The 24,028-nt window shown below is 71.8% G+C and carries 22 protein-coding genes and 1 pseudogene; 10 read left to right on the top strand and 13 right to left on the bottom strand.

Annotated features, from left to right (window positions below; all coding sequences use genetic code 11):
* Positions 1 to 18: 18 nt before the first annotated feature.
* Positions 19 to 3,441, bottom strand: coding sequence for a cell surface protein (locus tag ACWDR0_RS16360; RefSeq protein ID WP_456352352.1), 3,423 nt, complete (start codon positions 3,439 to 3,441; stop codon positions 19 to 21).
* 354 nt (positions 3,442 to 3,795) lie between these two features.
* On the opposite strand from ACWDR0_RS16360, the gene ACWDR0_RS16355 reads away from it, so the two are divergent.
* Complete coding sequence (locus tag ACWDR0_RS16355) at positions 3,796 to 4,839, top strand: SGNH/GDSL hydrolase family protein (protein ID WP_456352351.1); 1,044 nt, start codon at positions 3,796 to 3,798, stop codon at positions 4,837 to 4,839.
* Positions 4,840 to 4,904: 65 nt separating this feature from the next.
* On the opposite strand, the gene ACWDR0_RS16350 is transcribed toward ACWDR0_RS16355, so the two are convergent.
* Positions 4,905 to 6,266, bottom strand: coding sequence for a transcriptional regulator (locus ACWDR0_RS16350; protein ID WP_456352350.1), 1,362 nt, complete (start codon positions 6,264 to 6,266; stop codon positions 4,905 to 4,907).
* 134 nt (positions 6,267 to 6,400) lie between these two features.
* Between ACWDR0_RS16350 and ACWDR0_RS16345 the strand changes: the two genes are divergently transcribed.
* From ACWDR0_RS16345 to ACWDR0_RS16335, 3 genes are read left to right on the top strand one after another with little or no spacing between them, the layout of a single operon-like run.
* Complete coding sequence (locus ACWDR0_RS16345) at positions 6,401 to 7,123, top strand: hypothetical protein (RefSeq protein ID WP_456352349.1); 723 nt, start codon at positions 6,401 to 6,403, stop codon at positions 7,121 to 7,123.
* On the top strand, positions 7,120 to 7,335 hold the full coding sequence (locus tag ACWDR0_RS16340; RefSeq protein WP_456352348.1) for a hypothetical protein: 216 nt from the start codon (positions 7,120 to 7,122) through the stop codon (positions 7,333 to 7,335). Before ACWDR0_RS16345 ends, ACWDR0_RS16340 begins: the two co-directional genes overlap by 4 nt.
* Before the next feature lie 4 nt (positions 7,336 to 7,339).
* Positions 7,340 to 7,744: a TIGR03618 family F420-dependent PPOX class oxidoreductase gene (locus tag ACWDR0_RS16335; protein ID WP_456352347.1), complete on the top strand. Its 405-nt coding sequence runs from the start codon at positions 7,340 to 7,342 to the stop codon at positions 7,742 to 7,744.
* 285 nt (positions 7,745 to 8,029) lie between these two features.
* Here the strand turns inward: ACWDR0_RS16335 and ACWDR0_RS16330 are convergent, their stop codons facing one another.
* From ACWDR0_RS16330 to ACWDR0_RS16315, 4 genes are all read right to left on the bottom strand, one after another.
* Positions 8,030 to 8,941, bottom strand: a complete 912-nt coding sequence (locus ACWDR0_RS16330; protein ID WP_456352346.1) for a phosphatidylinositol-specific phospholipase C — start codon at positions 8,939 to 8,941, stop codon at positions 8,030 to 8,032.
* Positions 8,942 to 9,298: 357 nt separating this feature from the next.
* Positions 9,299 to 10,132, bottom strand: a complete 834-nt coding sequence (locus tag ACWDR0_RS16325; protein ID WP_456352345.1) for a heme ABC transporter ATP-binding protein — start codon at positions 10,130 to 10,132, stop codon at positions 9,299 to 9,301.
* Positions 10,129 to 11,232 (bottom strand): FecCD family ABC transporter permease, encoded by a 1,104-nt coding sequence (locus ACWDR0_RS16320; protein ID WP_456352344.1) that lies wholly within the window; start codon positions 11,230 to 11,232, stop codon positions 10,129 to 10,131. The genes ACWDR0_RS16325 and ACWDR0_RS16320 overlap by 4 nt, the downstream gene beginning before the upstream one ends.
* The gene (locus ACWDR0_RS16315; RefSeq protein WP_456352343.1) at positions 11,229 to 12,248 is read right to left on the bottom strand and encodes a heme/hemin ABC transporter substrate-binding protein; all 1,020 of its coding nucleotides are present in this window, start codon (positions 12,246 to 12,248) and stop codon (positions 11,229 to 11,231) included. Before ACWDR0_RS16315 ends, ACWDR0_RS16320 begins: the two co-directional genes overlap by 4 nt.
* Positions 12,249 to 12,558: 310 nt before the next feature.
* Here ACWDR0_RS16315 and ACWDR0_RS16310 point away from each other — a divergent pair, with 310 nt between their 5' ends.
* From ACWDR0_RS16310 to ACWDR0_RS16300, 3 genes are all read left to right on the top strand, one after another.
* On the top strand, positions 12,559 to 13,995 hold the full coding sequence (locus ACWDR0_RS16310; protein ID WP_456352342.1) for an HtaA domain-containing protein: 1,437 nt from the start codon (positions 12,559 to 12,561) through the stop codon (positions 13,993 to 13,995).
* 51 nt (positions 13,996 to 14,046) lie between these two features.
* A complete protein-coding gene (locus tag ACWDR0_RS16305) occupies positions 14,047 to 15,834 on the top strand; it encodes an HtaA domain-containing protein (RefSeq protein WP_456352341.1) in 1,788 nt (595 codons plus the stop codon).
* A 220-nt stretch (positions 15,835 to 16,054) separates the two neighbouring features.
* Complete coding sequence (locus ACWDR0_RS16300; RefSeq protein WP_456352340.1) at positions 16,055 to 16,819, top strand: PhzF family phenazine biosynthesis protein; 765 nt, start codon at positions 16,055 to 16,057, stop codon at positions 16,817 to 16,819.
* A gap of 163 nt (positions 16,820 to 16,982) precedes the next feature.
* Here the strand turns inward: ACWDR0_RS16300 and ACWDR0_RS16295 are convergent, their stop codons facing one another.
* Both ACWDR0_RS16295 and map read right to left on the bottom strand, forming a co-directional pair.
* The gene (locus ACWDR0_RS16295; protein ID WP_456352339.1) at positions 16,983 to 17,654 is read right to left on the bottom strand and encodes a biliverdin-producing heme oxygenase; all 672 of its coding nucleotides are present in this window, start codon (positions 17,652 to 17,654) and stop codon (positions 16,983 to 16,985) included.
* A gap of 223 nt (positions 17,655 to 17,877) precedes the next feature.
* On the bottom strand, positions 17,878 to 18,735 hold the full coding sequence (gene map / locus ACWDR0_RS16290; RefSeq protein WP_456352338.1) for a type I methionyl aminopeptidase: 858 nt from the start codon (positions 18,733 to 18,735) through the stop codon (positions 17,878 to 17,880).
* 81 nt (positions 18,736 to 18,816) lie between these two features.
* On the opposite strand from map, the gene ACWDR0_RS16285 reads away from it, so the two are divergent.
* Positions 18,817 to 19,059, top strand: a complete 243-nt coding sequence (locus tag ACWDR0_RS16285) for a hypothetical protein (RefSeq protein WP_456352377.1) — start codon at positions 18,817 to 18,819, stop codon at positions 19,057 to 19,059.
* Positions 19,060 to 19,110: 51 nt separating this feature from the next.
* On the opposite strand, the gene ACWDR0_RS16280 is transcribed toward ACWDR0_RS16285, so the two are convergent.
* The 3 genes from ACWDR0_RS16280 to npdG form a co-directional block, all read right to left on the bottom strand.
* Entirely contained in the window at positions 19,111 to 20,463 is a 1,353-nt protein-coding gene (locus ACWDR0_RS16280) for an MFS transporter (protein WP_456352337.1), read from the bottom strand.
* 98 nt (positions 20,464 to 20,561) lie between these two features.
* Positions 20,562 to 20,756 carry a hypothetical protein gene (locus ACWDR0_RS16275; RefSeq protein ID WP_456352336.1) on the bottom strand — a complete coding sequence of 65 codons (195 nt, stop codon included), beginning with the start codon at positions 20,754 to 20,756 and terminating at the stop codon, positions 20,562 to 20,564.
* Positions 20,757 to 21,084: 328 nt separating this feature from the next.
* Complete coding sequence (gene npdG, locus ACWDR0_RS16270) at positions 21,085 to 21,807, bottom strand: NADPH-dependent F420 reductase (RefSeq protein WP_456352335.1); 723 nt, start codon at positions 21,805 to 21,807, stop codon at positions 21,085 to 21,087.
* Positions 21,808 to 21,937: 130 nt separating this feature from the next.
* On the opposite strand from npdG, the gene ACWDR0_RS16265 reads away from it, so the two are divergent.
* Positions 21,938 to 22,546: a hypothetical protein gene (locus ACWDR0_RS16265; protein ID WP_456352334.1), complete on the top strand. Its 609-nt coding sequence runs from the start codon at positions 21,938 to 21,940 to the stop codon at positions 22,544 to 22,546.
* Positions 22,547 to 22,881: 335 nt separating this feature from the next.
* Here the strand turns inward: ACWDR0_RS16265 and ACWDR0_RS16260 are convergent, their stop codons facing one another.
* Positions 22,882 to 23,277, bottom strand: coding sequence for a hypothetical protein (locus ACWDR0_RS16260; RefSeq protein WP_456352333.1), 396 nt, complete (start codon positions 23,275 to 23,277; stop codon positions 22,882 to 22,884).
* 47 nt (positions 23,278 to 23,324) lie between these two features.
* Here ACWDR0_RS16260 and ACWDR0_RS16255 point away from each other — a divergent pair, with 47 nt between their 5' ends.
* Entirely contained in the window at positions 23,325 to 23,612 is a 288-nt protein-coding gene (locus ACWDR0_RS16255; protein WP_456352332.1) for a hypothetical protein, read from the top strand.
* A gap of 131 nt (positions 23,613 to 23,743) precedes the next feature.
* Here the strand turns inward: ACWDR0_RS16255 and ACWDR0_RS16250 are convergent.
* Positions 23,744 to 24,028: pseudogene (locus ACWDR0_RS16250) on the bottom strand (hypothetical protein); the annotation flags it as partial.

Raw genomic sequence — 24,028 nt, 5'->3', positions numbered from 1 at the left:
GCGGAGCGAGACCGTGGATCAGCGCGCCACGGCCCCGGTCGCCTTGGAGACCGCCGACCCGTCGAGATGACCGGTCCGGCGGGCGATCACCTTCACGGTGATCTTCTTCCCGCGCTGCGCGGTGGCGGGCTTCAGCGTGGCCTTCGTCGCCCCGGCGATCGCCTTCCCGTTCGCGTACCACTGGTAGGCGTACGAGGTCGGCGCGGGCGACCAGGTCCCCGGCTTCGCCGTCAGCACCCGGCCCACCTTGGGCGTACCGGAGACGGTGGGCGGCTTGGTTGCCTTGGGCGCGATGCCCTTGGCGACCGGGTACGCCGCCGACACCGCCGTCCCCGGGGTGTAGCCGGTGCGCCTGGCCGTCACCGCGACGCTCAGCTTCTTGCCGAGCAGCGTCGACGGCACGGTGTACGCGGCGGCGGTGGCCCCGGAGATGTTCTTCCCGTCGGCCCGCCACTGGTAGGTGTACGAGGCCGCCGCGGGGGACCAGGTGCCGGTGCCCGCGGTCACCTTCGCCCCGACCCTGGCACTGCCGCCGACCGCCGGGGCCTTGGTGTTCTTCAGCGCGGGCGGGGTGACGGTGAAGGAGCCCGCGGGCCACTCGTAGCCGTTGTGGGTGAGGTAGCTGATGCTCCACACCCCGGTGGCGGCGTTCTTCAGGTCGAGCAGCGCGGTGAGGGTGCGCCCGTCGGCGGAGACCGACGTCGTGGCCGCCGAGATCCGGTGGACGCCGGAGGTGAGCAGGATCCGGTCGCCCGGGTGCAGGGCGGTACCGGTGGCCTTCAGGGTGACCAGGGACCCGGTCGCCCCGGCGGCCGGGGCGACACCGGTGAAGCCCGGCCGGTCGGTACCGCACCGCGTCGAAGTGCACTCCATACGGAGGCTGTAGACGGTCTCGGTGAGATCCTCCGGCAGTCCGAGGACCAGGACGCTCGGCTCGGGGGTGCCGTACCTCCCGACCGCGGCGGAGCAGTTGTAGACCGAAGTGCCGGAGATGGTGCAGGTATTGGCCGCGGTCTTGGTGTAGAGCGCGGGCACGGCGGTCCCGTAGCCGACGCCGGTGGAGCCGGCCATCACGTCGAAGGTGTCGTGCGAGGCGGTGGGCAGCGCCACGCAGTACGCCGACCGCCGCGCGTCGAGGGTGCCGGTGACCGGCCCGAAGCCGTAGGTGACGTACCCGGCTCTGGCGCATTCGGGGGCCGGAGTTGCACCCGTACGGAAGCGCAGCGCGTCCACCCGGTAGGCGGCGGGCAACTGGGTGTTGGGCTGCTGGCCGGCGACCACCTGGTAGGACGTGGAGCCGGTCGCCCCGCAGGCCCGGTGCCGCCCGCAGTCGAGCCAGCCGGTCTGCGAGCCGTAGACGTAGAAGGCCATGGCCCGCTTGGCATCACGGACATTGAGGTGCAGGGCGTCGTCCGCGCGGGTCGTGGTGACCCGGTGGCAGGTCAGGGAGCCGAAGGCGACGGGCTTGCCCGCGGTGGACTGGCCGGTGACGGGCACCGCCGGGGTCACCGTGCAGCCCTTGGCGGTGCTGGTGACGTCCCGTCGGGTGAGGGTGTGGGTGGACGGCCGGTCGATACCGGTGAAGAGGACGGTGTACGCCTTGCCCGGCTGCAGCGCGCAGGACTGCCAGGAGCCGCCCCAGTAACCCTCGACCGAGCAGGCGAGATTGCCGTCGGTGTCGATGAGGTGGACATCGGTGTCCAGCGAGGACCCGGTGAGGGTCTTGAGCTGGAGGATCTCGTTGGAGCTGTGCCCCGTCGCGGGAATGGAGAGGCAGTCGGTGAAGGAACCGTTCCCGGTGGCGACCGCGGCGGACGGGCTGCGGTCGGTGAAGTCACCCGCGGGCAGTGCCCGGCACTTCGAGGGGTCGTTGGTACGGATCGCGGAGAGCGTGTACGGCCCCGAGCGCAGCTCCCCGTCCGGGTCGGCCGAGACGAGCGCCCGGAACGGTGCCGTCCCGGTCAGCTTGCAGGAGCCGCTGCTGAGCGTGGTCCAGTCGCACTGCCAGGCGCCGGTGGCATCGCGGACTATCAGCTCGCCGCGTACCTCGGCCGTCCCGTACGCCTGGTTCAGGGCGAGGGAGCTGCCCCGGGCGAACGGCAGGGTCAGACAGTCGACCGCCCCGGCGGCGAGGGTGCCGCGGTGGTTGCCGGCCGGGACCGCCCGGCAGCCGGTACCGGCCGCGGTGTCCAGGACCAGGGTGTCGTCGTAGGTGTGCACCGTGTAGGTGGCGCCCGCGGTCAGCTCGCAGGTCTGCCCGTACTCTCCGCAGACACCGATCCCGGAGCTGTCGTAGACGAAGGTCTCCACGGCCCGGATGCCGTCCTTGACGCCGTACACCTCGTACCGGCCGCTGCCGGTGGCGGTGAACGTCTTGCAGCCGGTGCCCGGGGTGCTCGCCGTCGGCGCGGAGCCGTAGGCGTTCACCGGTACGGTCTGGCAGCCCTCGGGCTGGTTCAGCCGCTGGACCCGCAGGGTGTACGGGGCGGGGAAGCCGCCCTCGGACTGCGAGACCACACCGATCAGGCGGTACGGGCCGGTCCCGGCGAGTACGCACTTCTCGTAGGTGCTCGGCCCCTCGGCGCAGGCGTGGGCCCCGCGGGAATCGGCGATCCAGCTGATGGCCTCGCCGTACCGGTCGTTCTTCAGCGTGAAGTGGAGGCGGTCACCCGGCCGGGCGTCGAAGGGCTGGCAGAGCACGGCCAGCGGGGAGGGCGAGAACCCGGTCACGGGGGCGGCGGAGAGCGAGGTGCTCGCCGTCGGCAGACAGCCCGGGGTGCCGTCGGCAACCGGGACGACGGAGGTACGGAGCTCGTGGTGTTCCCAGCCGGTGTTGGTGACCCGCAGCGTGAAGACGCCGGTCCGCGGGAGGTCGCACAGGCCCATCTCGCAGTTCAGCAGCGTCCCGCCGTCGAAGACCTGGATCCAGCCCACTCCGATGGCTCCGGCGGGGCTCATGGTCTGGGTCCGGTGCAGACCGGTCCGCTCGGCGGTGAAGGTGAAGCAGACGCTCCCGGACGCGGGAACGGTCGCCGTGCCGACGGCCGATCCGGGGTCACCGAAGGGCGCGAGCGGCAGTACGGGACAGTCCGCGGCGACGGGCGCCCCCGCGGCCTCGGCCCGGGCCAACGCCTTCGCCTTCCCTGCGGACTCCCGGGCGGACTCTCCGGCGGCCTTGCTCCTGCTCTGCTCCGGCGCCTTCGCGGCCCGGGGCTTCTTGCCCCCCAGCGACGGCTTGGCCTCGGTCCTCCCGCCGGGCGGCGGGACCGCGTCCGAGGGCAGCCGGGGCGTGGCGGCCGCCGGCGCCGGAGCCGCCGCGACGGGCTCCTCCGCGGCGAAAGCGGCGCCCGTGGGCAGCAGCAGGGATACCAGGACGGCAAGGGCCAGCAGCAGCGCGGTGGACGCCGCCGGTCTGGTCACCGAGCCGGGCGGATAGGGCATGGGTTCCCCCGTGGGTCGGAGCCGGGTGTGGGGCAGAGGTGTCCCGGCTCGCGGACAGCGCGGCGCGTACGCATCGCCTGGTGGGGGGCGGAGTTCGGGGACGCGCCGATGATCGCACAGGGGTACGACGGCGGGCGCGGCGGTATCGCGTGATGGCCCGGCACGAGTACGGGACCGCCTACCGCCCGGGCCGGCCGGGGCGGTGCGAAGGATCTGACTAATTAGCCCGATCGGGGAATTGCTGTGCCGGTTCACCCGGCGGGGGACCGATGCCGCAGATGATCTTGGGCGAGGTGCTGTCCGTCCGGCGTCGTGTTCCCAACCCGGGCGTCATCTGCCGATCCTGGAGGATCCATGCGACACCCTGTCTCCCGTCTCCGCACACGAGCGCTGGCCGTCGGGCTCGTGCTGGCCGCGGCCGCGCTCACGCCCTCCGGCGCCGCGGGCGCGGCCGATCAGTACGAGTGGGCCGCGCTGGGCGACTCGTACACCGCCGGCATCTTCGCCGGAGACCCGCAGCCCGCGCTCGGTGACCCGTCGAGGGACGGCTGCGACCGCACCAGCGACGCCTACCCCGGTGTCGTCGACCGGGAGCTGGCGGAGTTCCCGCCGGGCAAGCCCGTCAACCTGACCAACGTCAGCTGCGGCGCCGCCACCATCACCGATATCGCCACGACCCAGCAGACGCCGATCAGCCCGGTCCAGCCGCCCGCCGACGGCTGGCCCGCCGTGGACCCGCAGATCAAGCGGGCCGCGCTGAGCGACGCGACCGACATCGTCACCGTCGGCGTCGGCGGGAACAGCCTGCCCTTCGGCGGCATGCTCCTGAAGTGCCTCGAACAGGGTGCGGTCGGCAAGTCCTGCCGCGAGTACTACACCAACCCGCCCGAGGGGGAGGAGAGCATCCAGGACAAGCTCGCCCGGGTCCAGGACGAGTACATCGAGATGCTGGCCCGCGTGCACCAGGCCGCGCCCAACGCCAAGGTGATCACCGTCGGCTACCCGGCGGTCCTGCCCGAGCAGGGCAGCGAGTGCAACCGCCTCTCCCTCACCGAACTCGGCCCGATCACACACCCCGACGTCGACTGGCTCCGTGAGGAGGTCCTCAAGCCGCTGAACAGCACGATCCAGCGGGTCACGAACTTCTTCGGCGACCGCTACGTCGACATCTACAACTCCAGCGTCGGCCACGACGCCTGTCAGCCCGCGGACACCAAGTGGGTCGAGGGACTCTGCGGCGACGCCCCGGACTACTGGCCCTCCAGCCTCCCCGGCACCCTGCTGAACTGCGGCCTCATCGGCAAGCGCGTCACCCTGGTCCACCCCAACGCCGATGGCCACGCCAACGCCGCGGCCCATGTCGAACGGGCCATCCGCATCGCCCTCCTCGAACGCTGACCCCCAGGTCCGAACCCCGGCGCCCCGGAGCCCGCGCGCAGGCGCGGCCCGGGGCGCCGGGCCGTTCAGGCGGCCAGCAGGTGCCGGGCCCGTTCGTTGAAGTCTGCGACCAGAGGGTGACGGCCGAAGGGGATCATCCGGCGCTGGACGTCCCGGACGGCCTCTGTGCTCCTGGACGATTTCACCCGGCGCGCCAGCTCCAGCGTCCGCACTCCGGTTGCGTGCGCTGATTCCAGCTCCCTGTTCTGAAGATGGGAAACCGTCAGCACGGCATGGGACATCGCGCCCCGCCGGGCCCGGTTCTGGGCCTGTGCATGGGTAATGGACTCACGGGCGTGCTCGGCGCTGTCCGCCGCCCGCCCGAGGTCGCGGAGGGCCGTCGCGTACTCGCCGTGCAGATAGGCGCCGTCGATGAACCGCGCCCACTCGGGTTCGGCCCCTGGGACGACCTGCTCGAAGGCCCGCTCCGATTCGACGATGGCCCGCGCGGCCCCCGACTCGTTCCCGAGGGCGGCGAGGGCACGGGCTTCCAGGGCCCAGAGGTCCGCGAGACAGGCCGGTGATTCGGCGCCCTTCAGACCCTGGCGGCCTGCCTGGGTCAGCCTTCGGCCCTCTTCGGGGTTCCCGAGGACGGTGGTCTGGTCGGCCATACCGGCCAGCACATGGGCCCCGAGGCGTACGTCACCGGACTCCTCCGCGAGCCGCAGGGACTGGATGAGGTACCGCTGGGCTGTTCCGTGCTCGCCGGAGTCGAAGGCCATCCAGCCCAGCAGATACGTCTGTTCGGCAGCCGCGCCGCACAGGGCACGGCGCACGTCCTCGGCGTGCGTGCGCCGGAGCAGCGGATACACATGGGTGTTCATGTACCGGGTCAGCAGCAGACGGCCGGAGCCGCCGCCCTGCATGACGTCGATCTCCTGAAACCGGCTGAACATGTTCCGTACGTCGGTCACATCCTCCAGCCGAACCCGTGGCCCGGCCGACGGCTCCTGGTCGAGCGTTGCCAGCAGCCAGTCACGCGAAGGCCCAACGGCCGCTGCCGCCACGAACGGCGACGCAGCGAGAAACTTCCTGCGGTCCATGTCCGCTCTCCCTAGCTCGGTCACTGACTCCACCGTCTCGGTGAACGATGGGCTGTAGTTCAGCGGCCGGTCAAGATCGGGCGTATCCCCGAAGCCAAGGTCGAATGTGGTGACGCGATGACCGAAGTGCTCGGAGAATACACCGGCGATCAGTCCCGGCAGGGGGTCGCGCGGCTGCGCACCTTGCAGCCAGCGCCGCACATTGCTGGCGTCCGGGTTCACGTGCCGGAGCCCGCAAAGGCGCGCTCTGGCGGTGACACGGCGGGCCAGTTCCCCCTGTGACATGCCCGAACGCTCGAACACATCGGCCAGATGCTGATTCCTACGTGTCTCACCCTGCCGCATTTCGACCGTCCTCCCGAACCGCCGTCCCGAGTACCAGGGTTTGCCACCCCGGTCGACGCTACCCGGGCATCGGTTGGCGCGGTTCTCTCAAGTGAAAAGAGCTACCGGAAGGGTGAGAGGGAGCGCTGACAACAGTGACGGAAAAGCAATCACAGGGTTCCGGGCTGGACGGCCTGCGGCAGGCGCTGGATGTGCTGGCCTGCTGGCGGGTGCGGGAGTGGCCCGTGGTGGCCCGGGTGGCCGGAGGGGTCGGGCCGCAGGTGTGGGATGTGCTCAAGGTGTCCGGGGTGTGGGAGTTGCTTCCCGCGCACTCCCGCGCCGCGCTGCACTGGGCGGTCGCGGACGGGCGGGCGCTGCGGCGGGCGTGGCCGGTGGACCTTCGCGCGGAGGAGTACGGGCCGCGGATCACCGCCCTGGTGATGGACGTGGCCCACTTCGCGGTGCTCTGCGACCCCGACGCGGCCGCCCGGTGGCCCGAGGCCGACCCCGCCCGGACCCGGGACGCTGCGCTCGCGGTCGAGCAGCTCGCACGGTTCGGGAAGCTACCTGTGGTCTGGCGGGCTGCCGTGCTGCGGGAGCTGCACCGGGCCGCCCGTACCCGGGACCCCGCGCGCCGCACCCTCGCCGAAGCGCTGGCGGAAGCGGAGGCGTACGCCGCCAAGGGGGAGTCGCCGCCCGGGCCGGAGTACGCGGACTTCCGCAGCATCGACGCGCCCGAACTCGTACAACGACTCGCCCGCTTACCCCGCGGCTGGCGCGCCGAGACCTTCCGGCGCATCGCGGCCGGGACCGACCCCATGACCGTCGAGGCGGCCGCGCGGGGCGCCATCGGGGCCGTCTGCACCACGCCCCGATGACCCGCGACGGCCTCACCGTCCCCGTACCGCCACCCTCCGGCGGCCCCTGCGTGGTCTGCGGACACACCTCACCCGCCGCCGTAGAGGTGGGATACATCCAGCAGGCGAGCGGGCCCGGCATCGTGCAGTACGCCTGCCCGCGGCACGCCACCGCCTTCACCCCCGGACCCGTACCCGACGAACTGCTCCCCGGACCCGACCTGCTCCAATGAGGGCATGCACGAACACGCGAACGAGCTGTCCCGGGACGTCCGGCGGCGGCTCGCCGAGGAGCGGAACGTCTGGCTGTGCACCCTGCGGCCGGACGGGTCCCCGCATATGACGCCCGTCTGGTTCGTCCACACCGGCGGCACCTGGTGGATCGGCTCGGACGAGGGCTCGGTCAAGGTCAGGAATCTGCGGACCGAGCCGAGGGTGTCGCTGGCCCTGGAGGACGGGCGGTACCCCGTCGTCGCCGAGGGGACCGCGACACTGCACCGGGACGGCTTCCCGCCGGAGATCGTCACCGCGTTCCGGCTGAAGTACGACTGGGACGTCACCGCTCCCGAACGCCCCGGCCGCGGACGCGTGCTGCTGGAGGTCCCGGTGCGGCGCTGGCTGCTGGCCGGTACCGCTCAGTGATGCCGTGGATCACTCAGTGGTCCGGCGCCCGCCACGACCTGTTCGGGACCGGCGGATGACCACGGCATCACGGCGTCACCCGCGCCCCAAGGGTTGTCCCGTAATCCCCGGTGGATCAGCGCGCGGCGTCAGATGCGGTGCATCGCAAGGCGGAGCGTCGCCCTCATGCTGGGTGCATTCGGGCGATTCGACAACGCAGCGTGGGGGTACCACCCGGGCCGCCAGGCCCAGGGGGAGTGCCGTAGCTGTCGTCGTGCGCCCGCCGGGGGGTTGACGGGACAGCCCTTAGACGAAGTTCTTGTCGACCAGGAGGTCTACGATTCGGGGGGCGTAGTTGGGGAAGTCCATCGGTACGATGCCGAAACGGGCCCGCTGAGTACTTCTGGGCTCCAGGTACGCGCCGACGCTCCCGAGGATCTTCTGGGCCCCCATGGAGGGGTTGGGGATGGGGCCCTTGGCGGTGCTGGTGAAGTTGATGAACATCTTCTCCGTGCTGTGGTCGAAGTAGGCCTTGTCGAAATGCGCGACGATCGCCTTTCGCTTCGCATCGTCCGAAACGTCGTACTGGTCCTGGATATTGCAGTGGTCGCCCCACTTGAGGGTCGCCCAGTCATGGGTGAAGTTGGTAAGGAGGACGACCTTCCCGCGGGCCTGTCCCAGGGTGGGCCAGACCGGGTTGGTCCAGAAGAGCGACCGGAAGCCCATGGACGGGTCGTCCAGGTGCCAGTTGAAGCGGCGCTTGAACTCCTCCGTACCGAGTTTGTTGCCGCCGCTGTTTTCGTTCTTGACGCGCATGACGATGGTTTCACTGGGGTTGCTGCGAAGGAAGTTCTTGCAGTCCCTGAGAACGTCCTGGTAGCGCTTCGACATATAGACGGGGCCGTGGTAGAGGCCCATTTCGTTGGCGGTTCCCGCCAGGCCGTTCAGGCGGATGTCGAGGAACCGGATGCCCTTGTTGAGCTGGGTCGGCAGGTCCCAGTCCTGGCACTGGGCGATGAATCCCCCACTGGTGGAGCAGGAGTTGTGGGTGCCGGGGAGGGTCATGGCGGTCAGGTGCCGCCCGCTGGTGACATAGCCCATCCAGTGGTGCCGGGCCCTGGTTACGGCATGGGCCGGGCCGGGCATGCCGAGAACCGCGGCGGAGGCGAGACCGGCACCGGCTCCCCATTTCAGAACGTCACGACGGCCAAGGGACATCTGCACACTCCAGTTCGGTAAGAGAACGACCGCATTCACCGGGGGCGTGCTGTGGTCCGCCCGGGGCGGGACCGGGTCCCGAATCCTCCGGGTCCGTACGGCGCGGACCGACGCCGGTGCCGTGGACACCGCCGCGTACGCGGCGGGCACGAGCCCGGTCGTACCGGCTCTCCCTCCCGCGCTCTGTCTGCTCCCCCGATGATCTTTCGGCAGAAGAGAGGGATCATCGGTCCCGGAGGTTGCCTCGTCCCGCCATCCGTGCCCGCCCGTTCGAGGAGACCGGTGTCCTCCCGGCCGGCGCCCCCACCCGGGGACGGGCCCGGCCGTCCGCCCGCCGGATGCCGCCCCGCCCGCCCCTCACAACCCCCGCTCCGGCAGCACCACCGGAACCCCCGTCCGCGGATGCGGGAAGACCTCCACCGGCTGCCGGTAGACCCGCGTCAGCAGCTCCGCGTCCAGGACCTCGCGCGGCGGGCCCGCCGCCTCGGTGCGGCCGCCGCTGAGGACGGCGACCCGGTCCGCGTAGGCCGCCGCGAGGCCCAGGTCGTGGAGGACGACGACCACCGCGTCGCCCGCCGCCGCGCGGTCCCGGCAGATACGGAGGACCAGCTCCTGGTGGCGGAGGTCCAGCGCGGCCGTCGGCTCGTCGAGGAGGAGGAGCGCGGTCCGCTGGGCCAGGACCCGGGCCAGCGCGACCCGGGCGCGCTCGCCGCCGGAGAGGGCGGAGAAGGGGCGGTCCGCGAACTCCTCGGTCTCGGTGGCCCGCATCGCCTCCGCGACCGCCGCCTCGTCCTCGTCCTCCCGTACGGTCCCGGCCCACGGCGCCCGGCCCATGGCGACCACGTCCGCGACCGGGAACGGGAAGGACAGGGCCGACGACTGGGGGAGTACCGCCCGGTGGAGCGCCAGATCGCGCGCCGCCCAGGAGCCGGACGGGCGGCCCGCGATCAGGACCGTGCCCGCGTCCGGCACCAGATCCGCGGCGAGCGCGCCGAACAGCGTCGACTTGCCGGCGCCGTTGGGGCCGACCAGCGCCAGCACCTCGCCGGAGCGGGCGGTCAGATCGGCTCCGGCGAGCACCTCGCGGCCGCCCAGCCGGACCCGTACCCCGCTCGCTTCGGCAAGGACGTCACCCGGTTCGGGACGGGCCGGGAGCTGCCTCTCCCGTACGGCGAACAACGGTGTCCTCATGCCCAACCACCTTGCCTGCGACGGGTCCTGCGGAGCAGCCAGAAGAAGAACGGGCTGCCGAAGAGCGCGGTCAGCACACCGAGGGGGAGTTCGGCGGGCTCCGCGACGGTACGGGCCGCGAGATCGCCCGCCGCCAGCATCAGCGCGCCGCCGAGGGCGCTGCCGGGCACCAGGAAGCGGTGCCCCGGGCCGTTCGCCATCCGCAGCAGATGCGGTACGAGCAGCCCTACGAAGGTGATGATCCCGGCGACCGCCACCGCGGCCGCCGTCAGCAGCGCCACCACCAGGATCATGGTGATCCGGAGCCGCTCCACATCCACGCCCAGATGCCGGGCGGGCCGCTCGCCGAGCGCCAGCAGGTCCAGCCTGCGGGCGTAGAGCGGGGCGACCAGCAGCCCGGCGAGGGTGCACGGCAGGACCGCCAGCACCTTCGGCCAGGTCGCCTGGGAGAGCGAACCGAGCTGCCAGAACGTGATCTGGGTGATCTGCGCGTTGTCCGCGAAGAAGACGAACAGCCCGATCAGCGCGCCCGCGAAGGCGTTGACGGCCACCCCGGTGAGGATCAGCGTCACGATCTCGGTCCGCCCGCCGGAACGGGACATGAAGTAGACCAGGAACACCGTCGCCAGCCCGGCGGCGAACGCGCAGACCGTGATGGTCCAGTTGCCGAAGAAGCTCAGGCCCAGCGCGATGGAGGCGACCGCGCCGACCGCCGCGCCCGCCGAGATGCCGATGATGCCGGGCTCGGCCAGCGGATTGCCGAAGACGCCCTGCATCAGCGCCCCGGCGCAGCCCAGGGAGGCGCCGACCAGCAGCGCCAGCACCACCCGCGGCAGCCGCACGTTCCACAGCACGCTCTCGCCGACCCGGTCCAGCGGCCGGCCGCCGAGGCCGAGCCGGTGCTGCGCGGAGGCGATCACATCGCCCAGCGGAATGTCGTACGCGCCGTATCCGGCGGACACCAGCGCCACCGTGAACAGGGCGCCCGCCAGCCCCGCGGTCAGCAGCCAGGTGGTGGAACGGCGGCCCTTGCGGGGGGCCGGGGCAGCCCCCGGAGACTTTTCCAGGGAAGGCGCCGCGGGCCGGGTCACGGCCGTCATGCGCCGGACCCCTTGTCCTGGGAGGTGCCGTACAACTGGTCCACCAGCGACTTCAGGACCTGGTCGGTCCGCGGCCCGTAGTTCAGCAGCACACCGTCGTCGACGGAGACCACCCGGCGGTCCATCCCGGCCGGGGTCTGCGCCACGCCGGGAATCTTCACCAGCCCGTCGACACCGTCGACCGAAGCCAGCCCCTTCGACATCACCAGGATCGCGTCCGGCGCGGCCTTCGCCAGGGCCTCGCTGGTGATGGCGGTGAAGTCCTTCGTCAGCCCGGACTCCTTGCCCGCGTCGACCGCGCCCGCCGCCTCCAGCAGCGACGCGGCACCCGAGTCGGCGCCGCCGAGCAGATAGACGGAGGCGGAGCCGCGCAGATAGAGGAAGGCGACCCGCGGCTTCTTCTCCGCAGCCGGTTTCGGGATGTCCTTCTGGACGGCCGCGATCCGCCGCTCGGTCCGCTCGACGAGTTCCTCCCCGGCGGCCGTAACCCCGAGCGCGGCGGACACCGCCTCGATCCGGGTCCGGACGTCCGCCAGCGATTTCGCGGTCGGCACGGTGATCAGCGGGATGCCCGCGTCCCGGATCTGGTCGATCGCCTCGTCGGGGCCGGTGGTGGTGTCGGCGAGGACCAGGGACGGCCTGAGGGAGAGCACGCTCTCCGCCGAGACGTCATGGCCGCGGGTCACCACCGGCAGGTCCTTCGCCTGTTCGAAGGTGGCGGTCACATCGCGGGCCACCACCCGCTCGCCCAGCCCCAGGGTCCAGACGATCTCGCTCAGCGAACCGGAGAGCGGCACGATCCGCTCGGTGGAGGTGACGGTCACCTTCCGGCCGTCCGCGGAGGTCACGGTGGCCGGAAGCTTCGGCGACGGGACGGACGCCAGCGGCTCGACCCGGTCGGCGGGCGCGCCCGCCCCCGGCTTTCCGGCCGCTCCGCCCGGCGAGACGGCGCCGCTGTTGCAGCCCGTCACCGCCGCGGCGACTACGAGGGCGAGGGCGGCAAGCGCCGTACGCACCAGGGGAGTTCTGCGGTCCGATGGCACCGGGCACCGTCCTGTTCGTCGTGGCGGAGGCGCCGCCGGGGCGGCGCCGGGCTGTTCTCGGCCGGGTCCGGCCGCCCCCGGCCACCCGGAAAACGGGGGCTTACGGGGGCTACCCGGACAGACCGGAGATAGCTTAGGTTAGCCTTACCTTGCTGGCCAGGCGGTGTGCACCCCGTCTTCGTCGGCCGTGCCCCCCTTCCGTCCCCGCCCCGGCGCCCGAGCGGAAGGCCACCACCCGTACCCCCGCCCGTCCGCGGGCTCCCCCGTACCCAGGAGGGTTTCCATGCCGCCGTACCGACCGGCCCGGGCATTCGCCGCCGTGCTGCTCGCGGCCCTGCTCGGGGCGCTGCTCCCGGCCGGGGCCGCCCAGGCGGCCGAAGGCACGGTCTCCGGCGGCCGGCTCGACTGGGGACTGAAGTCCTCGTTCCAGACGTATGTCACCGGCCCCATCGCCAACGGCAGCTACCGGCTGACGACCGGCGCGGCCACCGTCGGAAAGAGCCAGTTCCGCTTCCACTCCGCCAAGGGCTCGTACGACGCCGGTACCGGCGCCTTCGAGGCCCGCTTCACCGGCGGGGTGAAGTTCACCGGCCACCGCAAGCCCGACGGCGGCAACGAACTCGAACTCTCCGTCGCCAACCCCAGCGTCCGGATCTCCGGCGGCCGCGGCACCCTCCACCTGGACCTGGTCAGCAAGGCCCGCGGCAGCGGCAAGGTCACCAACTCCGTCCAGGTGCCGTTCGCCTCGCTCAACCTCTCCGGGGTGAACATGCGCGGCGGCCGCGGCCCCGTACAGCTCAACAACATCCCCGCCACCCTCACCTCCCAGGGCGCCACCGCCTTCGCCGGCTTCTACACCGCTGGCACCCCCCTCGACCCGATCAGCCTCGGCGTCGACGTCGTCGAACCCCGGCAGACCGCGACCCCGAAGCCCACGCCCGAGGCGAAGCCCAGCGCCACCGCGAAGGACACCGCTCAGGGCGCACTGCGCGACGCCGCCGTCGACTGGGGAGTCCGCCGCACCTTCCGGGAGTACGTCACCGGCTCCGTCTCGCAGGGCAAGTGGACGCTCTCCGGCGGTGCGCAGGACGGCGGCGCCCTCTTCCGCTTCCCGGCCGGCAAGGGCACGTACGACGCGAAGAAGCAGAGCCTGGACGCCGTCTTCACCGGTGCCGTGCGGTTCACCGGACAGCATCTCGACCTCACCCTCACCAAGGTCACCGCGAAGGTCAGCGGCGGCAAGGGCGTCCTCAGCGCCGATGTCGTCAACGGCACCCGCACCACCCCGGCCGTACCGCTGATCACCTTCCCCGCCACCGGCTTCACCCCGAAGAACGGCCTCGCCACCCTCACCGAGGCCCCCGCGACCCTCACCCCCGGCGGCGCACAGGCCTTCGGCAACATGTACCAGGCGGGCACCGAGATGGACCCCGTCTCCCTCGCCGTCACCGTCGATGCCAAGGCCCAGCTCCCGGCCCTGCCCGACCTGGGCAGCGCACCGGCGGCCGAAAGCCCCTCGCCCACCGCCGCCCCGTCGGCCGCCGCGTCCGAAGCGGCCACCGACCCGGCTCCGGCCGCGTCCTCCTCCGACTCCTCCTCTTCCACCGGTGTGTTCATCGCCGTCGGCGCGGGCGTGCTCGCCGCCGCACTCGCGATCGCCCTGTACGCCGTCCGCCGCCGCAGGCGCATGACGGCGACCGCGACCGGAACCACCGACTGACCCCACCCCCCTCCCCCCGAATCGCCCCCGAACCGCAGGAGCAGAACCCTCATGTCAGCTACGAGACGACGCCGTACGGCCATCGTCGCGGCGACCGCCACCGCGGCCGCGCTCGGCGCCACCGCCCTCGGCCTCCCCGCCTTCGCCGCGTCCGAGGCCGCCCCGGCCGCGACCGGTACCGCAAAGGCTGCGTCCGCCGGGATCCCGCTGACGGCGGGCACCCTGGACTGGGGCTTCCTGGCGAGCTTCCGCAGCTATGTCACAGGCGGCGCCGAAGGCACGATCGCCGTCGCCGACGGCGCCCGGCAGGCCGCGGACAACGGTCCGTTCACCTTCCCCGACGGCACCGGCTCCTACGACACGGCGACCGCGGTCACCACCACCGACTTCAAGGGCTCGGTGACCTTCACCTCCGTGAAGCGCGGCTTCAAGGTCACCCTCTCCGACCTCAAGTACAGCGGCGACCGCGTCAACGGCGCCGTCACCGCCGATGTGACATCGGGCGACAAGAAGACGGAGGACGTCGCGCTCGCGGCGCTCGACGTCTCGAAGGCCGAGCGCGGCTCCGGCCGGGGCCCGATGGTCTTCAAGAACATCCCGGCGAAGCTGACCGCGGAGGGCGCGACCGCCCTGGCGCTCACCTACAAGGCGGGGCACGAGCTGGACCCCGTGAACCTGAGCGTGACGATCGCCGGGAACCCGGGCGGCGGCACGAACGCCGGTACCAGCGCGGGTACGAGTGCGGGTACGAGCGCCGGGACCACGTCCGGCACGACGTCCGGCACGACCGCCGGGACCACCGCGGGCTCGACCTCCGGCACGACGTCCGGGACCACCGCGGGTACGACCTCCGGTACGACGGCGGGCACGACCTCCGGTACGACCTCGGGCACCACGTCCGGCACCACGTCCGGGACCACGGCGGGGACCACCGCGGGCAGCACGTCCGGGACGACCTCCGGAACGACGTCCGGCACGACCGCCGGGACGACGTCCGGCGGCACCACCGGCGGCGGATCCGAGCCGCCCCCCGGCACCGTCGTCGACGGCAATCTCGACTGGGGCGTCAAGAAGAGCTTCCGCGAGTACGTCACCACCGGCTTCGGTCAGGGCAAAATCGAGGTCTCGGGCGGTACGAAGACCACCGCCGACGGCTACCGCTTCCCCAAGGGGAAGGGCAGCTTCGACGCCGCGGGCAAGACCCTGAAGGCGTCCTTCGACGGCCAGGTCCGCTTCCTCGGCCACCAGAAGCCGGGCTCCGCCGAGTACCTCCTCGACATGCGGCTCAGCGACCTCCAGGTCAAGGTCGACGGCACCAAGGGCGTGCTCCACGCGGACGTCTCCACCAAGGACAAGGACACCGGCAAGCCCGCCACGTACAACGACATGGGCATCGGCACACTGACCGTGCCCGCGGGCGCGCTGAAGGCCGAGAACAAGGTCGTCACCCTGCGGAACGTCCCGGTCGTGCTCACCGCCGACGGCAGCAAGGCGTTCAGCGGGATGTACAAGGCGGGCGTCGAGCTCGACCCGCTGAATGTCTCGGTCTCGCTGGACAAGTCGGGGCAGCTGCCGGGTGGGACCTCCGGCGGTTCGTCCTCCGGCGGCTCCACCTCGGGCGGTTCGGCGGCGACGGGCGGGACGACCGGGGGCAGCGCCGGCGGCGGATCCGTGGGCGGCTCGGTCGGCGGCGGCTCCGCCGGGGGCTCCACGGGCGGTTCGCTGGCCGCCACCGGAGCGGACGCCCCCACCGCCGGTCTGCTCGCCGCCGCGGCGGGTATCGCGGTGGTCGGCGCGGGCGCGGTCTTTGTGACGCGGCGCCGCAAGCAGACCGCCTAGCGGTCGCGTCACCACACCACCACCGGAGCACGGCCCGGCCGCGGCGGGAACGCCACCCCGCCGCGGCCGGGCCGGCGGCACCCGCCCCAGCGGCGGAAACGCCGGACAGCGGGGCGGCAACGGCACCGACAGGCCGTCGCCGCCCCGCCGCCGGTGTGGTGTTGGTGACGGATTCGGGACAGCGGGCGCATACACCGGCCACCGGTGCTTCAATGCCCGGGTGAACGAACGCCAACAGCTCGACGTCCTGCGCGTCTTCTGTGCCGCCGACGGCCGGCACGGCAGCGCCCTGTCCGTCGTACGCGACCCCCGCCCCTACCGCGACCCGGCCTCCCGCACGGCCCTGGCGGGCGGCAGCGACGGCGGCGACACCGTGTTCGTCGACGACCCGGAGCGCGGCGTCCTCGACCTGCACACGCCCGGCGCCCGGCTCCCCTTCGCCCCGCACGCCCTCGTCGGGGCCGCCTGGCTGCTCGACCTGGAGGAGCTGAACCCGCCCGCCGGAACCGTCTGGACCCGCGGCGACGGGGAGTTCACCTGGATCACCGTCCGCGCGGCCTGGGCACAGCCGTACACCCTGGAGCAGTACGCCGCCCCGGCCGAGGTCGACGCCCTGCCCGTACCGCCGCCCGGCGGCACCGCGCGCTACGCCTGGGCCTGGGAGGACGAGCGGGCCGGCCGGATCCGCGCCAGGGCCTTCCCCGGCTCCCCGGGCACACCCGGCCCGGCAGCGACGGCGGACCTGGCGGACGAAGCCGACGGCAGCGGCGCGCTCCTGCTCACCGACCGGCTCGGCCGTGCCCTGAACATCGCCCAGGGGCGGGGCTCGCAGATCCTCACCGCGCCCGGACCGGACGGCGAGGTCGAGATCGGCGGCCGGGTGCGCCTGGTCTCCCAGGCCCGGCTGCTCACCCCCGTACCCCCGCCCGCGCCGGTGCCCGCGCGCAGGCTGAGCGTCGCCGACGCCCTGCGCTTGATGACCTGACGGCCTGACGGCCTGACGGCCTGACGCCCGGCTCCGCCCGGAGGAGCCGAACGCCCGGAGGAGCCGAACGCGCGGAGGACGCCGAACGCCCGGAGGCCGGGACCCGATGCGGGTCCCGGCCTCCGGGCGTTGCCGTCATGCCCCCGGGTGGGCGGCAGGCTTCTCAGGCGCTGACCGGGTACGCCTCGTTCAGCTGCCAGAACAGGGCGCTGTTGAAGTCGAAGGCGCGCCGGCACTCCTCCACGATCCGCTGCTTCTCCAGGTCGTCCGCGTTGACCGTGTCGAGCAGCCCGCGGTAGGTCCGCTTGAAGGCCGCCGGGTTGGATATCCGGTCGAAGACGTAGAACCGGACACCGTCGCCCTTGCGGGTGAAGCCCCAGGTCTTCTCCGCCTGGTCCCGGATGACCTGGCCGCCGGAGAGATCGCCCAGATAGCGGGTGTAGTGGTGTGCGACGAACCCGGCGGGCCAGGTGCGGGCGCACTCCGCGACCCGGGCCACGTACTCCGCGGTGGCGGGCAGCGGGGTTGCGGCGTCCTGCCAGCCCTCGCCCCGCAGGAAGGTCAGATCGCGCTCCAGCTCGGCCGTACGCAGCAGCTCGTCCCGGACGAAGGGACCCGCGACGGGGTCGTTCCGCAGGGTCTCCCCGGCCTCCTCCAGTGCCCGGTAGACGAACCAGAGCTGCTCGGTGTAGTGGGCGTACGCGCCGATCCCGAGCCCGCCCCCGAGCAGCCGGCCGATGAAGGGCGAGGCGTTGGCCTCGTCGTGCTTGTCGTGCGTGGTGGAGCGGAGCAGCTGGGAGAAGGGCGTGCCGGGGGTGGCTGCGGTGGTGTCCAAAGCGGTCCTCCGGGAGGCAAGGGGAAGAAGTGCGACACAGCACGTGAACGACCTGTGGCAGGACAAACCACCGGCGGCCGGTCACGCCTGTTGCCAGCTCGATTCTCCCTACTTAGGCTTACCTAAGTCAACACCTTCCCGACGCCCTGTCGGTAAATTCGTGCACAGCCGTGCCCCGCGGTGCCGGACCGGCGCTTCCGGATGACTCCGGGTGCCGGGCCGGTTACGGCAGGGTGAGGATGTCCGCCCCGGTCTCGGTGACCACCAGCGTGTGCTCGAACTGTGCGGTCCGCTTCCGGTCCTTGGTGACCACGGTCCAGTTGTCGTCCCAGAGGTCGTACTCGTGCGTCCCCAGCGTCAGCATCGGCTCGATGGTGAACGTCATGCCGGGCTGCATGACCGTGGTGGCGTGCGGGGCGTCGTAGTGCGGTACGACGAGCCCGGAGTGGAAGGAGGTGTTGATCCCGTGGCCCGTGAAGTCGCGGACCACGCCGTACCCGAACCGCTTGGCGTACGACTCGATGACCCGCCCGATCACATTGATCTGCCGGCCCGGCTTCACCGCCTTGATGGCGCGGTTCAGCGACTCCCGGGTCCGCTCGACCAGCAGCCGGGACTCCTCGTCCACATCGCCGCAGAGATAGGTGGCGTTGTTGTCGCCGTGGACCCCGCCGATGAAAGCGGTCACGTCCAGATTCACGATGTCGCCGTCCCGCAGCACCGTGGAGTCCGGGATGCCGTGGCAGATGACCTCGTTCACGGAGGTGCAGAGCGACTTGGGGAACTTCCGGTAGCCCAGGGTGGAGGGGTAGGCGCCGTGGCCGATCAGATACTCGTGCGCGACCCGGTCCAGTTCGTCGGTGGTCACCCCCGGCGCGATGTGCTTCGCCGCCTCCTCCATCGCCCGAGCGGCGATACGGCCGGCGATCCGCATCCGCTCCACGGTCTCGGGGTCCTGCACCTCGGACCCCGTGTACGGGGTGGGTGCCGGTTTCCCGACGTACTCGGGGCGCGCGATGGCGGCGGGAACGGAGCGGGTGGGGGAGAGCACCCCGGGCACGAGCAGCGACTGGCCAGACATGTCAGCGAGTCTAACCAGCGGGGGTGGGGCAGCATGGTGGCGTACGACGACGAGGGGACGAGGGAGAGGGACGGAGACGCGATGGCGCTGTTCAAGCGGCGGCAGGCCGGGAAACCCGGCGAGTGGTACTACTGCCTCAAGCACAAGAAGGTCGAGGAGGGCCCCGAATGCCCGGCGAAGGACCGTTTCGGTCCTTACGGGACCCGGGAGGAGGCGGCCCACGCGATGGACACCGCCCAGGAACGGAACCTGGAGTGGGAGACGGACCCCCGCTGGCACGACAAGCAGGGCCGGGGCGACGACGGGGGCGACGGCGGGACCTGAGACACGGGGCGCGGGCGGCCGGCCCGGTACCGGTGATGCTTTGGGCCGTGTCTAGGACCGGGCCCGGGACGGCTGCCCGGCATCGTCCCCCGGGGAGGCCGCTCCGGCCTCCCCGCCGCTCTCTCCGCCGGCCTTGTCCACGGACTCCTTCTCGGCCCGGCGGCGCAGGGCGTCCTCGTCCGTCGAGGCGTCGTACCGCACCAGCTTCGGCAGGGCCGCCGCCAGCAGACCGACGACCGCCACACAGGCCACCCCGCCCGCCCAGATCGCGGGCCGGGTACCGGACCAGCCCGCATGTGCCCCTGCTCGTACCTGTCCCAGCTGCGGGCCCACGCTGTACGACAGCACCTCGATGCCCGCGAGACGGCCCCGCAGCCCGTCCGGGATCGTCTGGTTCCAGATGGTGGAGCGGCCCAGGCCGCTGAGCATGTCGGCGGCGCCCGCCACCGCCAGGAACACCAGCACCAGCCAGACGTTGTCCACCAGCCCCGCACCGGCGACCCCGACGCCCCAGCCCGCCGCGCCGAACACCACCAGCAGGCCGTGCCGCCGTACCTTCGATGTCCAGCCGCTGGTCAGACTGAGGACGACCGAACCGAAACCGATCGCCGCGTACATCAGACCCAGCGACCACTCGGCGTCCAGGTCGTCCGCGAGGAACGGCAGGATCGCCATCGGCGCGGAGATCACCATCGCGGCCAGGTCGATGGTGTACGTCCCCAGCAGCACCGGCCGTGACCAGGCATAACGAGCGCCCTCAGCAATGCCCCGCAGCGACGGTTTCTCCGCCTCGCGGGCCGCCGGGGAGGGCGCCAGCTTCCGGCACAGCAGCACCGAAACGGCAAAGGTCCCGACCGTGATCCCGTACGCCGCCGGATGCCCCGCGTACGCCACCACGACACCCGCCACCGAGGGGCCGACGATCGCCCCGGCCTGCCAGCGCAGTGCGTTGAGCGCGGCGGCGGCCGTGAGCTGGTCGTGCGGCACGATCCGGGCGATCAGCGAGTCGAGCGCCGGGCGCTGGAGCCCGGCCATGGCGGCGACCCCGGCCGCGACCACATACAGCGGCCAGAGCAGCGGATCCGGCAGCAGCGCGTTGACCAGCAGGATCAGCGCCAGTACCCCCAGCCCGGCCTCGGTCCACAGGATCAGCTTCCGCCGGTCCAGGGCATCCGCCAGCGCACCGCCGTACAGCCCGAAGACGATCAGGGGAATCAGCTCGACCGCACCCATCGCGCCCACCGCGACCGGGGACTCGGTGAGGTCCTTGATCTGGAGCGGCAGCGCGATCATCGCCATGAAGCTGCCGAAATAGGTGATCAGCCCCTGGGACCAGAGCAGCCGGAAATCGCGCGACGAACGCCAGGGGGAGAGGTCGGGGAGTATCGCGGAGAGCTTGGGCACAACGCGTCATGGTCCGCGCCGACGGCTGCCGGGGGCAACCGGTTTTCGGGGCGGTGGCGGGGGCGGGGCCGGTCCCTGCGGAACGGCTCCCGGCCGGGTCAGCCGGCCGTGCGCTCCGCCTGCTCCGCGCGCTCGGCCTTGGCACGGCGGAAGTAGTACCAGGTCATATTGGACGACAGCCCGGCCAGCAGCACCCAGACGACCCCGAGCCACATCCCCTGGACGAAGGAGACGACCGCGGCGACCACGGCGAGCAGACAGACGGCGAGGGTGTACAGGGCGAGGCGGGGCATGGGGCGCGGCTCCTGATCGGTGGCCGGGCGGGGGCCCGGCCGCGGGCTGACGACGGGGTACGCGGCGGCGGGACGCACGGACGACCGCCGCGGACGTACGCTCCAGTGTCCCCCATGCCCCGCCCGGCCCCGTACGGCGGCATGCCCCTGACGGACCGGGCCGGTCCGCCCCCGGCATACCTCTGCCGGACCGGCCCCGTACGGCTGCCTGCCGGACCTCCCCGAGGGGCCCGCCCGGGATGTGCCCGGCCTGCCCGCGGTCCTCGCCCGGATGCCTGCCCGGCCTCCCCGCAGGGCTCTGCCCCGCCCCCGCCCGGCTCATCCGGGCTCAGACGTCGGTGACCCGCAGCCCCGCGTGCGACGTGTACCGGCGGTTCACCGAGATCAGATTGGCGACCAGCGCCTCCACCTGGTGGGCGTTCCGCAGCCGCCCGGCGAAGACCCCGCGCATCCCGGCCATCCGGGCCGTCAGGGCCTGGACGATATCGGTGTCCGCCCGGGACTCGCCGAGCACCAGGACATCCGTCTCGATGGCATCGAGGGAGGTGTCCTGGAGCAGACCCGCGGAGAGATGGTGGAACGCGGCCGTCACCCGCGAGTCCGGCAGCAGGGCGGCGGCCTGCTCGGCCGCGCTGCCCTCCGCCGGCTTCAGCGCGTAGGCGCCCTTCTTGTCGAAGCCGAGCGGATTGACACAGTCGATGACCAGCTTCCCGGCCAGCTCGGCGCGGAGGGACTCCAGCGTCTTGGCATGCCCGTCCCACGGCACGGCCACGATCACCACATCGCTGCGGCGGGCGCACTCGGCGTTGTCGGCGCCCTCGATCCCGAGCCTCAGCTCGGCCGCCGCGGCCTCCGCGCGCTCGGCCGCCCGCGAACCGATGATCACCTTCTGCCCGGCCCGCGCGAACCGGTAGGCCAGCCCCCGCCCCTGGTCACCCGTACCACCGAGGACACCCACGGTCAGGCCCGACACATCGGGCAGCTCCCAGGGGTCCTTGGGAGCGGGCTTCGAGCCGGCGGGAGCGGTGCTGCTGCTGTCAGTGGAAGTCATGCGGCCGACCCTACTCGGAGGTAGACACCCCCGTACGGGTGAGTCGCCGTGATACCCGCCATCCGTGCAGCCGCCCTGGTACAGCATGCGCAGCCATGAACACAGTCATGGGCACAGCCCTGGATACGGCATGGACGCGGTGAGGGTCGCGCTGCTGCGCGAAGTCCTGGCGGGTACGGAATGGCCGGGCGAAGCGCGGCGGTTCGCGGGCGCTTTGCGGGCGTCGGTCACCCCGCGCGGGGGAGGGCTGCTGCTGGTGGGGACGGAGGAGTACGAACCGTGGCATCTGGCCGCGCATCTGGTCGACGAGGCCGCCTGGTCCGGCCGCCCCGAACTGTCCCCCACCCTGGTCCGCCACCGCATCCGCCCCGGCGACCCCCCGCACCTTGCGGTGGGCCCGGCCCGGCTACGGGCGGCCCGCCGCGGCGAAACCCTGCTGGTGGTCGCCCCCGGCACCCCCGGGGAGATGCTCCTCACCCACCTCGACACGGCCCGCCGCGCCGGGGCGACCCTCTTCACCCTCGACGGCGGCGACCGCGACGTACAGGCCCTGGCCCACGAGTCCCTGACGGTCCACCCGGCCACCGAAGAAGTGGACCTGGACACCGTCCAGCACCTGGTCAGCGCGGCCACGGGCGAGAACGGCAACCCCCTCCCGCCCCGCGGCCGCCGCGCCTTCCGCGACCGCCTGGCCCGCCTCGCCGACCATCTGACGGCCCCGCCGCCCGAGCGCTGGTAGTCCTTTGCTCAGGTCGGCCGCCCTGAGGAGAAGCTCCGCCAGGAACATCCTGGCGGAGCTTCGGACCTGTGATGAGCTCTTACGTGTCCTCGCCGTTCGGCTCATTCAGCCAGGCGGATCCGAGGTCGGTGAGATGCCACCGCGGACCGGTTCCACGAGGCTCACTGTTGTCCTCGCGGATCAACCCTCTTTCGGCGACTTTTCGCAGATCGGGAAGGATCCCCATCTCGATATGGGCGCCTCGTTGCCCCAGTACGAAGTCAATGTTTCGTGTATCCCAGTTGCCCTTGCTGTCTCTGACGACTTCAAGAATGAGGCGCGTAGGGATTCTGTTTTCACTCATCGACCACCGTGCTTGGGTGATAAAGTTGCGTCTTTCCGTCCATCCGAGTCATTCCGTAGTCCTTCAATGCCCGGGTGTGGAGTTCGTCCCAGAGTTCATATGCGTCGACCTCCGGCTCTCCGGTCGGGTATCCGGCCCTCCGGTAGAGAACCGATTCACGGAGTTCGTGGGTGTAGAACTTCAGATCGTAGTCCGTTGCCTCAAGTTCTCCGCTTGAGATCGACCGAAGGCGATCGAGCATTCCCTGGTTCTGAGCGCCGAGCGGGTCTCCCTGGGTGAACCGCAGGAGATAACGCTCTACGGCGTTCACACCGCCCTCGTTGACCGTTGCCCGGTCCCACCGCAGGACCTTGCAGTTGTGGACGAGTACCGGGACGGTCCTCGCCACGACATAGTACGTGTGGAGGTCGTTGACGGTGAGGTTGTGGACCGTTCTTGCTGCCTTCCTTCTGGATCTCGGCGACGACCCTTCTGTTGAACGACAAGCTGCCGGAGGTCTTCGCGGCCGCCGGAGACGCCCTGTGGGTCTTTACCGGCTGCACCGGCGCCGCCTTCCACACCGCCATCCAGCTCTCCGTCACTGCCTGGACCAACCGCGACCTCGTCAGCATCGGCGACCACGACAACGGCATCGTCCGCTTCCACCCCGGCGGAGCCACCCGCCAGGGCACACCCGTCGGCGTCATCTCCAGCGACTGGCGCACCAAGAAACGACTCGGATAACCGTGCCGAGTCCCCGGAAGTAGTCTCCTGAAGAACCTGTACCCCCACGCCGACACGGCGTGGGGGTACAGACAGGTCCGGGAGCGCGGCTCCGCCGCGCTCCCGTGCTGGTAGTACCGGTCATGCTTCGCTCAGGCGAGATTGACGAGCTGGGCCTCGAACACCTTGGCGGGGAAGGTGAGGGTCTTCCCCGGGGTGCCGGTGGCGGTGAGGTAGCCGACGGTGGTGCCCTTGCGGAAGACGACGACCTTGACCGGGTGGGTTGCACCGGCCTTCTTCACCTGGGCGGTGAAGGCCATGGCCTGTTCGGCGCCCTGCGGTGCGAGGTCGGGTTTGACGTCGGTGAGCTGCTGCTCGGTGGTCTTGACGTTGGTGGCGAATCCGCCGGCGCAGGCGGTGACGGCCTGGGAGAGCTT

It is taken from the genome of Streptomyces sp. NPDC003691, assembly GCF_053981115.1.
Note: the sequence above shows the minus strand (reverse complement) of the source record. Positions and strands in the feature narration are given on the sequence as shown.

Excerpts from the sequence above, each read along its gene's own strand:
- npdG (WP_456352335.1), bottom strand. The coding sequence starts at position 21,807 with ATGACTTCCACTGACAGCAGCAGCACCGCTCCCGCCGGCTCGAAGCCC.
- map (WP_456352338.1), bottom strand. The coding sequence starts at position 18,735 with ATGTCTGGCCAGTCGCTGCTCGTGCCCGGGGTGCTCTCCCCCACCCGC.
- ACWDR0_RS16320 (WP_456352344.1), bottom strand. The coding sequence starts at position 11,232 with ATGACGGCCGTGACCCGGCCCGCGGCGCCTTCCCTGGAAAAGTCTCCG.
- ACWDR0_RS16285 (WP_456352377.1), top strand. The coding sequence starts at position 18,817 with ATGGCGCTGTTCAAGCGGCGGCAGGCCGGGAAACCCGGCGAGTGGTAC.
- ACWDR0_RS16335 (WP_456352347.1), top strand. The coding sequence starts at position 7,340 with ATGCACGAACACGCGAACGAGCTGTCCCGGGACGTCCGGCGGCGGCTC.
- ACWDR0_RS16265 (WP_456352334.1), top strand. The coding sequence starts at position 21,938 with ATGGACGCGGTGAGGGTCGCGCTGCTGCGCGAAGTCCTGGCGGGTACG.
- ACWDR0_RS16305 (WP_456352341.1), top strand. The coding sequence starts at position 14,047 with ATGTCAGCTACGAGACGACGCCGTACGGCCATCGTCGCGGCGACCGCC.
- ACWDR0_RS16350 (WP_456352350.1), bottom strand. The coding sequence starts at position 6,266 with ATGCGGCAGGGTGAGACACGTAGGAATCAGCATCTGGCCGATGTGTTC.
- ACWDR0_RS16310 (WP_456352342.1), top strand. The coding sequence starts at position 12,559 with ATGCCGCCGTACCGACCGGCCCGGGCATTCGCCGCCGTGCTGCTCGCG.
- ACWDR0_RS16360 (WP_456352352.1), bottom strand. The coding sequence starts at position 3,441 with ATGCCCTATCCGCCCGGCTCGGTGACCAGACCGGCGGCGTCCACCGCG.
- ACWDR0_RS16275 (WP_456352336.1), bottom strand. The coding sequence starts at position 20,756 with ATGCCCCGCCTCGCCCTGTACACCCTCGCCGTCTGTCTGCTCGCCGTG.
- ACWDR0_RS16355 (WP_456352351.1), top strand. The coding sequence starts at position 3,796 with ATGCGACACCCTGTCTCCCGTCTCCGCACACGAGCGCTGGCCGTCGGG.
- ACWDR0_RS16325 (WP_456352345.1), bottom strand. The coding sequence starts at position 10,132 with ATGAGGACACCGTTGTTCGCCGTACGGGAGAGGCAGCTCCCGGCCCGT.
- ACWDR0_RS16330 (WP_456352346.1), bottom strand. The coding sequence starts at position 8,941 with ATGTCCCTTGGCCGTCGTGACGTTCTGAAATGGGGAGCCGGTGCCGGT.
- ACWDR0_RS16340 (WP_456352348.1), top strand. The coding sequence starts at position 7,120 with ATGACCCGCGACGGCCTCACCGTCCCCGTACCGCCACCCTCCGGCGGC.